This is a genomic window from Cellulomonas sp. NPDC057328 (genome assembly GCF_042667215.1).
Taxonomy (GTDB): domain Bacteria; phylum Actinomycetota; class Actinomycetes; order Actinomycetales; family Cellulomonadaceae; genus Cellulomonas.
The window spans coordinates 37,151-45,521 of the sequence record NZ_JBHUZW010000022.1 but is presented as its reverse complement, the minus strand read 5'-3'; the positions used below and the strand labels follow the sequence as shown (position 1 = coordinate 45,521).

Annotated in this window: 7 protein-coding genes and 1 pseudogene; 3 read left to right on the top strand and 5 right to left on the bottom strand. The window is 77.6% G+C overall.

Features of this window, described 5'->3' with window-relative positions; translation table 11 throughout:
* The 5 genes and pseudogenes from ACFUMH_RS06435 to ACFUMH_RS06415 form a co-directional block, all read right to left on the bottom strand.
* Positions 1 to 1,276: pseudogene (locus ACFUMH_RS06435) on the bottom strand (hypothetical protein); the annotation flags it as partial.
* 67 nt (positions 1,277 to 1,343) lie between these two features.
* Positions 1,344 to 2,726: a S8 family serine peptidase gene (locus ACFUMH_RS06430; protein ID WP_378202161.1), complete on the bottom strand. Its 1,383-nt coding sequence runs from the start codon at positions 2,724 to 2,726 to the stop codon at positions 1,344 to 1,346.
* 29 nt (positions 2,727 to 2,755) lie between these two features.
* Complete coding sequence (locus tag ACFUMH_RS06425; protein WP_378202158.1) at positions 2,756 to 3,178, bottom strand: hypothetical protein; 423 nt, start codon at positions 3,176 to 3,178, stop codon at positions 2,756 to 2,758.
* A gap of 128 nt (positions 3,179 to 3,306) precedes the next feature.
* Positions 3,307 to 3,609 carry a WXG100 family type VII secretion target gene (locus ACFUMH_RS06420; RefSeq protein WP_378202155.1) on the bottom strand — a complete coding sequence of 101 codons (303 nt, stop codon included), beginning with the start codon at positions 3,607 to 3,609 and terminating at the stop codon, positions 3,307 to 3,309.
* A 22-nt stretch (positions 3,610 to 3,631) separates the two neighbouring features.
* Positions 3,632 to 3,946, bottom strand: coding sequence for a WXG100 family type VII secretion target (locus tag ACFUMH_RS06415; RefSeq protein ID WP_378202152.1), 315 nt, complete (start codon positions 3,944 to 3,946; stop codon positions 3,632 to 3,634).
* Positions 3,947 to 4,225: 279 nt separating this feature from the next.
* Between ACFUMH_RS06415 and eccD the strand changes: the two genes are divergently transcribed.
* From eccD to ACFUMH_RS06400, 3 genes are read left to right on the top strand one after another with little or no spacing between them, the layout of a single operon-like run.
* Positions 4,226 to 5,560, top strand: coding sequence for a type VII secretion integral membrane protein EccD (eccD, locus tag ACFUMH_RS06410; protein WP_378202149.1), 1,335 nt, complete (start codon positions 4,226 to 4,228; stop codon positions 5,558 to 5,560).
* A 3-nt stretch (positions 5,561 to 5,563) separates the two neighbouring features.
* On the top strand, positions 5,564 to 6,949 hold the full coding sequence (gene eccB / locus ACFUMH_RS06405; protein WP_378202146.1) for a type VII secretion protein EccB: 1,386 nt from the start codon (positions 5,564 to 5,566) through the stop codon (positions 6,947 to 6,949).
* A complete protein-coding gene (locus ACFUMH_RS06400; protein WP_378202143.1) occupies positions 6,946 to 8,262 on the top strand; it encodes a S8 family serine peptidase in 1,317 nt (438 codons plus the stop codon). Before eccB ends, ACFUMH_RS06400 begins: the two co-directional genes overlap by 4 nt.
* Positions 8,263 to 8,371 lie beyond the last annotated feature (109 nt).

Sequence of the window (8,371 nt, the reverse complement as noted above, 5' to 3'; positions counted from 1 at the left end):
CGCCGGACGCCGCACCGGTACCGCCGGCGCCGTGCGCGCCACCGGCGCCGCCCGCGCCACCGGACGCGAGCCCGGCGCCCAGACCGCGTGCACCCGCACCGCCGGCGCCCCCGGCACCGGTCGCACCGGCATAGCCGCCGGACGCACCGCCGTAGCCGCCCATGCCGGCGCTCGCACCGAGCCCCGCCATGCCGCCGCGGGCGCCCGTGAGGCGCGAGCCCGCGCCGAGCGCCGCCGCACCGGCCGCGCCGCCGACCAGGCCGGACGAGCCGCCCGTCCAGCCGCCGGCACCGGCGCCGCCGCCGAGCCCGCCACCGCCGGCGCCACCCGGGCCGCCGTTGCCGGGCAGCCCGCCGTCGAGGTCGCCGTCCACGTCCACCCACACGGGCGGCTCGACCACGACGGGCGGGTCGACCGGCGGCAGGGGCAGCGGCGGTTCGACGACGACCGGGGGCAGCGGCGTCACCGGCGGCTGCACGACGGTGGGCGGCGGGGTGGGCTGCCAGACCGGCGTCCCGATGCCCGTCACCGGCTGCACACCGGTGACGGGAGCTCCGTAGTCGGGCGTCCCGGGCCCCCCCGGCGTGCCGGGGTTGCCCGGTGTGCCGGGGTTGCCCGGGTACGACGGGGTGCCGGGCGTGCCCGGGGCCCGCGGCGGGACGGGCGGCTGCCCGCCGGGCCCGTCGTTGGTCGTGCGGTCGCCGGTCAGCGCCTGCCGGATCTCGACCGCGGGCGGCTGCATCTGCGACCGCAGCTGGACCACGGCCTGCTCGGCCTCCTGCTTGCGCGCCGCCACGAGCGCGGCCTCCGCCTGCGCGATGCGCCGCTCGGCCCGCTGCGCGGCGGCGGAGGCGACGAGACCGGTCACGACGACGCCCGCGGGCAGCGCGAGCAGCGCCGCCTTCTCCTCGTCGGCGTAGATCATGGCCTTCTGGGCGAAGGTGAGCTCGACGGGCATCGCCTGGACGCGCTGGAAGTGGGCCTGCGCCGCGGACTGGCGCGTGGTGTCCGCGGACTCGACGGCCGCGTTGACCGCGACGAGCCGCTGGTCGTAGGCCTCGATCTTGCCGCGGATGTCCTGGAGGCGGGCGCGCGCGGCGTCCGCCGCGGCGCCGGAGGCCTCGGAGCCGAGCATCTCGTCGACGTCGGCGATGGCGGACTCCACCACCGCGTACGCCTCGCGCAGCCGCTCCGCACCGGGCAGCTTCCACGGCGACGCCGTGGCCAGCTCGCCGAGCTGTGCCTCGGCGTCGGAGTACGTCGATGCGTCGGTCATGCGTGCACCTTCTTCGTCGTCGTCGGGGACGGGCGTCCGCCGCTCGGTGAGGCGTGGGGGTGGGGCATCACGGGGCCGTCGTGGTCGGGGCTCCGGGGGTGCGGCGCCGGGCGAGCAGGACCGCCACGACGACCAGGGCGGCGACGGCCGCACCGCCGCCCACGAGCGCCGCGGCCGGGACGCCGCCGCCGGAACCGTGACCGGCGTCCGGGTCCTGGGGGGCGGCCCCCGCGGTCGGTGCCGTTGTGGCCGACGGCTCCGGCGCCGCGGTGGGCGCGTCGGGATCGCCGGGCCACACCGGGCGGGTGGCCTCCGCCACCTCCCGCAGGGTGAGCGGGTCCGACCGTCCGCCCGCGTTCTCGCCCACGTCGAGCAGGAGCGGGTTCTCGTCGGGGAACGTCGTGGGGTCCTCCCGCAGCATGTGCCGCAGGCCGACGACCCCGTAGCCGTACACGGGGTCGTAGTCGAGGTCGTGCTCCTCCGCCCCGGTGTTGCGGATCAGGCTCTGCAGCATCTGGTGGCCGGTCGCCTGCGGGTACGCGGACCAGACGGCGGCGAGCGCCCCGGCCGTGATCGGCGCCGCGAGCGACGTCCCCCCGCTGAGCCGGGTCGTCGTCGTGTCGCCCTCGTCGGTGCCCTGGACGAGCATGCCGACGCCGGGCGCGCACACCGTCACGCGGTCGTGCTTCATCGGCGCGCCCGATCCCGGCTCGGCCTCCATCGGCTGCAGCTCGGCGTCGCACGCCTCGACGGCGACGACGCCGTTGGCCCGTGCCAGGTCGTCGCTGACCGGGATGACCTCGCCCGTCTTCAGCTCACCGAGGGCGGCGACCACGATGACACCCTCGTGCAGGGCCCAGGCGAGCGCCGCACGCACGTCGAAGTCGTAGACGTACGCGCCGCTGACGCTGATGGTGATGATCTGCGCGCCGTCGTCGACCGCCTGCCGCAGCGCGCGTGCCATCTCGCTCGCGTCCACGGCGTCCTCGGCCAGGGACTGCTGGCAGGTGTACCCGTCGTCGTCCTGCAGCACCCTCCCGTCGCTCACGGCGTAGAACAGCACGCGGGCGTCCGGCGCGACACCGGCGATCGAGGGCCCTCCGTCGGCGCCGCGGCCGTTGCCCACGACGAAGCCCGTGACGGTGGTCCCGTGCCAGGCGGCCTGCTCGAGCGGCCGCGCCGCGGGGATCGGCGTGTCGGAGTCGTCGGCGCAGAACGACGGCTCGTGCACCTGCAGGTCGGCGTCCGCCAGGTACGACATCTCGGGGAAGATCCCGTCGTCGATGACCGCGACGGTCACGCCGGCACCCGTGGCGCCCTGCGCGTGCACCTCGGCGACGCCCATGCCGGTGTACCACCACGTCCCGTCCTGCGTCGCCGCGGAGGCCGGTGCGACGAGCGCGGTGCCGAGCAGGGCGGCCGCCGCGAGCGCGGCGCCCGTACGCAGCACGGAGGGACGGCGGGGACGGCGAGCCGTCATCACATCCCGCTCGTCTTGGCGGAACGGCCCGCGTCCGTGGTGGCGGCCGGCGACGGCGCGGGCGCCGTCGGGGCCGGGGTCCCGGGCGTCGTGGCGTCCTCGGTCGCGGCCGCCTCGACCTCCGCGGTCAGCGAGCCCAGCTCGGTCACCGAGGCCTGGTCCGCACCCTCGAGGATCGCCGCGGCCTCGGTGAAGGCGGTCGCGCACTCCGTCAGCAGGTCCCGCAGCTCGTTGCGCAGCTGCCCGAACACCTTCGGCGCCTGCTCCAGCACCTGCGTCACGGGCGCGACCGCGTCGTACTGCGTGGCGCGCGGGCCGTAGAAGCCCTCGAGGCGGCCCTCGGCGGGGAGCATGTCGGCCTCGGCGGTGAGCCGGGTCGAGTAGCCGCGCATGGCGTCGGGGATCATGTGGATCGCGGGCATCGTGCGCTCCTGGTGCGGGGTCGTGCGGGTGGGGCGTGGCGTCGTGCGGGGTGAGGCGTGGCGTCGTGCGGGCGTGCACGTGGCGGGGGCCGTCGGCCCCCGCCACGCTCACGTGCGACCCGGTCGGGTCAGGCGCCGAAGCGGCCCGCCGACTGCCGGTCGGCGGCCGTGTAGTTCTGCGCGATCTCGTTGGTGCTGGTCGCGATGCGGTCGAGCAGCTGCTGCAGCTCGGTCAGCGACTGCGTCCACTGGCGCTGCGCGAGCGAGTAGGACTCCTGCGCCTGGCCGGACCAGCTGGCGCGCAGCGAGGCGACCTTGCTGTCCAGCTCGTCGAGCTCGGACCGGATGCCGGAGGCACCGGAGCGGATGTTGCCCGACAGCGCGATGACCTGCTCGGGGGTGACGGAGAACGAACCCAGCGACATCTGCATGCTCCCTGTTCCGGGTGCGCCCTCAGGCGCCCATCATCGAGTTGAGACCGGAGATGGTCTGCTGCGTCTGCTCGTCGGTCGCCTGCTGGTCGCGGGCCGTGCCGGTGAGCGAGGCCTCGAGCTGGTCGAGGACGCTGTTCAGCTTCTTCGTCTTCGTGTCCCACTCGGCCATGAGCTGGGTGAAGCGCGACGCGGCCGGCCCCGTCCACATGCCACCGACGGTCTCGATCTCGCGGCGCACCTGCGCGACCCGGTTGTCGATGCCCTGACGGGCGTCGGCCACGGCCTGCGCACCGCGCGCGAGGGCCCCCTCTTCGGCGGAGATGTTCTCTGCCACGTCACACTCCTTCGCTCGACGACGTGCGGCTGCCGACCTGTGACGGGCGGCACGCCGGACACAGTAGCGCGGAGGAGCGACAGGTTCCCGGAGCATCCGGACAGGCCGGGCGGATCCCGGAGAGATCACCCAGGGTGGCGCACCCGAACGGGTGACGCACGGCCCGGCGGGGCCGCCGCAGGGGTCCACGGGCTGCCCGCGGCCGGGCCGGGACCCCGGCGCGCGCTAACCTCGCCTGCGTTCGCCGCGCGCCCCAGGTGCGCCCTCCCGGGGGACCCGATGCCTCAGACCACGACCGCCGCACGCGCCCTGCTGCACCTGACGATCACGAGCGAGGACCGTCGGCTGGACCTCGGCGTGCCCGCGCAGCTCCCGCTCGTCGAGCTGATGCCGGGCGTCGTGCGCAGCCTCGGCGTCCTCGACCCCACGCTCGTGCACGCGGGCTACGGGCTGCGCCGCTCGGACGGCGGCCTGCTCGACCCCGCGCAGAGCTGCGCCGCGCAGGGCGTCCAGGACGGCGAGCTCCTCACCCTCGTGCGCGGCGCCCTCGTCGCCGAGCACCGTCGGTACGACGACGTCGTCGAGGCCGTCGTCGACGCCACCCGGGACCGCGCGGCCTGGACCCCGGCGGACCAGGCACGCACGGCCCTCGCCGTGAGCCTCGTGCTGCTCGCCCTCGGGGCCGGGCTCCTGCTCTCGTCGCCGCACGGCCTCGGCACGGGCGCGATCCTCGCGCTCGGCGCCGCCGTCGTGCTGGTCACGACCGGCGCCGTGCTGACGCGCACGGGCGCGGCGGAGGCCGGCCACGGGCTGGGCCTCGCCGCCGCCGTGTGGGCCGGTGTCGGCGCGTACCTGCTGGTGCCCGAGGGGCAGCCGTGGGGCTGGCCGCTCGCCGCCGCGGGTCTGGCGGCCATGGTGGTGGGCGGCCTCGCGCTCGCGTCGGTCGCGTCCGCGCCGCAGGTCCACGTCGTGCCCGTCGCCGCCGGCGGCGCCGTGGCGGCGACCGGTCTGGCGGCCGCCCTCCTCGGGCCCGGGGACGTCGCCCCGTGGGCCGTGCTCGTCGCGGTCGCCGCGACGCTGTCGAACCTGGCACCGTGGCTGGCGCTGTCGTCGACCCGCCTCGACGTCGTCTCCCCGCACAGCGACGCGGAGGTGCTGGCCGCGCCGCCCCCCGTCGACGGCGCCGAGGTCGCCCGCCGCGCACTCGAGGGGCAGCGGCTGCTGCTCTCCGCGCGCGTCGCGGCCGCCGTGTGCGTCGCCGTCGCGACGCCGCTGGTCGCCGCCGCGAGCGCGACGGGTGCGGCCGTGTGCGCGCTCGCGTTCGTCGGGCTGCTGTTCCAGTCCCGCCAGGTGCACGCGCGCACCGGCGTGCTCACGCTCATGGCGTGCGGCGCGGTCGGCCTCACGCTCACCGGCACCGTCGTGGCCGTGTCCGGGTCGGTCGCGCCGGCGGTGCTGACGATCGTGCTGCTCGCGTCGGTGGCCGCGCTCGTCGCGCTGACGATGCTGCGCCCGCGCGCCCGCATGCGCATGGTGCGGCTCGCCGACACCGCCGAGCTCGCCGTCCTCACGCTCCTGCTGCCGCTCGGCGCCCTCACGGCCGGGCTCGTCTGACCCGTGGCGAGCAAGAAGGACCTCATCGAGGCGCAGACGTTCAGCCGTCGCCGCCTGCTGACCGCCTTCACGTCCGGCGCGCCCGGCGGCAAGGAGCTCGAGCCGACCAAGCCCATGCGCGGCGTCGTCGCGGGTCTGGCGCTCACGGCGCTCGTGGTCGTCGGCGGGCTGTTCTACGGCTTCCTGCGTCCCGGCCTGCCGGCGGGGTGGGACAACAACCGGCTCGTCGTCGCGGAGGACACGGGCGCGCGGTACGTCAGCGTCGGCGGCACGCTGCACCCGGTCACCAACACGACGTCGGCGCGGCTGATCGTGCCGGCGGGCGAGTTCGACGTCGTGACGACGAGCGCCGAGCGGCTCGCGGACGCGCCGCTCGGGCAGCCGGTCGGCATCGTCGGCGCGCCCGACCAGCTCCCGCCCGCCGACCGCCTGCTCGCGACCGGGTGGGCGGCGTGCCTCGTCCTGCCGGACGGGGGCACGGCCACCGGCCCCGCAGGGGTCGCGACCGCGCTGTCCGCCACGGCGCCCGCCGTCGCGACCGAGCAGGCCGCGGTCGTGCGGACCGAGGCCGGCACGGCCGTGCTCGTCGGCGGCGTCGCCTTCCCCGTCGACCCCGACGGCACCGACGCGGTGCTGCGCGCCATCGGCCTGGGCGACGCCGACGTGCGCGACGTGACCGCGGCCTGGCTGCGCCTGTTCACCCCCGGCACCGAGCTCGCCGCCGTCGTCGTGCGCGACGCCGGCGACCTTGTCGAGGGCACGGAGCTGCGCGTGGGCCAGGTCGTCCACTTCACCGGTGCCCCCGCGACCACCCGGTTCCTCGTGCGCGACGACGGCACGCTCGCCCCGCTGAGCCCGCTCGCGTACCAGCTGTACATGCTCGGCACGGGATCGCAGCTCGGCGAGGCGCTCGACATCTCCCCCGCCGCCGTCGGCACCCTCGACACGTCGCCCACGCCCGCGGGCGCGGCGGACTGGCCCGCCGACGAGATCACGCCGGTCCCCGACGCCGACGTGCCGTGCGCCCTCGCGGTCGACGACGACGGCGAGCCCGGCACGGTGCTGGCCGTCGCGTCCGACGACGCCCCGGTCGAGACGGCCGGCCAGCGCGTCGACCACGGCGCAGGCGCCCTGGTGCGGGCCGGCGGGCGCGGGCCGCAGTCGAGCGGTGGCCTCTACCTCGTGGACGCCACCGGCACCGCGTTCCCCGTTGTCGGCGACGCCGACACGCTGACCCGCCTCGGCTACGCGGTCGAGGACGTCGGCGCGGTCACCGACGCGTGGATCGACCTGCTGCCCACCGGCCCGGTCCTGTCGGTCGAGGCCGCCGCGCGCGGCGTCACGCCCGCCGACTCGGCCGACCCGACGGCGGAGGCGGACGCCGGGTGAGGCGCGTCCCCGTCGCCGCCGCGCTCGCGACCGTCGCCACGGCCGGGCTGCTGGCCGTCGTGCCCGCGGGCGCCGCCGTCGCCGTCACGCCCGGCCCCGTCACGGCGCGGCCCGTCGTCGCGGCCGCCGCCACCGGGTGCGAGCCGGGCAACGTGCAGTGGACGACGGCGACGCCGCCCGCGCTCGACATGCTCCAGGCGCGGCTCGCGTGGACGGTGACGCGCGGTGCGGGCGTCCTCGTGGCCGTGGTCGACTCCGGCGTCGACGCGGGCAACGAGCACCTCACCGACGCGCTCACGGGCGGCGTCGACCTCGTCGGCGACGGCCTCGGCGCGAACGGGTACGCCGACCTGCACGGGCACGGCACGGCCGTCGCCGGCACGATCGCGGCCCGGGAGCGTGCCGGGTCCGGCGTCGTCGGCCTCGCACCGGAGGCGCGCCTCTTCTCCGTCCGGGTGTTCGCCTCCGACGACCAGAAGGCGCGCGAGGCGGGCGTCGGGCCCGACGCGGGACGTCTCGCGGCGGGCATCCGGGCCGCCGCCGACGCGGGGGCCCAGGTCGTCGCCGTCGCGATGTCCAGCCCCGACGACACGCCCGCGCTGGCGGACGCGGTCGCGTACGCCGCCGGGCGCGGCTCCCTCGTCGTCGCCTCGGGCGGCAACGCGTCCGGCGACGCCGGCGCCCGCTACCCCGCCGCCGCACCCGGTGCGCTCGGCGTCAGCGCCGTCGACGCGGCGGGCGACCCCTCGCTCGCGAGCATGCCGGGACCGCACGTCCGCGTCGCCGCACCCGGGCAGCAGGTGCTCACCAGCGCCGTCGGCGCCGGCGATTGCCTGTACGCGCAGCAGGAGCCCCGCGCCAGCTTCGCGACGGGCTACGCCGCCGGCGCGGCGGCGCTCGTCGCCGCGGCGCACCCCGACGAGACGCCCGCGCAGTGGGCGCACCGGCTCGAGGCCACGGCCGTGCGCCCCGACCCGGACCACCGCGACGACGCGATCGGCTGGGGCGTCGTGCAGCCGTACGAGGCGATCGTGCTCGTGCCGGACGCGTCGATCCGCGGACCGGTGGACCCCGTCACCGGCGCGTCGCCCGCGGCGGTGCGCCCCGTGGCCGCCGCACCGCAGGTCCGGCCGTCGGAGGACCCCTGGGGCGCCGTGCGGGGCATGGGCACGGTCGTGACCGTGCTGGCGCTCAGCGCCGTCGGCGTGCTCGGTGCGATCGCGGTGCTGCGCACCCGCCGGCCCGCCGCGGCGTCCCCCGCGGGCGGTCGGAACGGTGCCGCGCGCGACACGGGCGGCGGCGCCGCCGGCTGACCGCCGGGCACACGGACGGCCGGTCCAGGAGCGCGGACGCCGCTGGCGGACGAGCGGACCGGCCCGCGCCGGCCGCACGGACGACCGCGCCGCCGCGCCGACGTGGGCG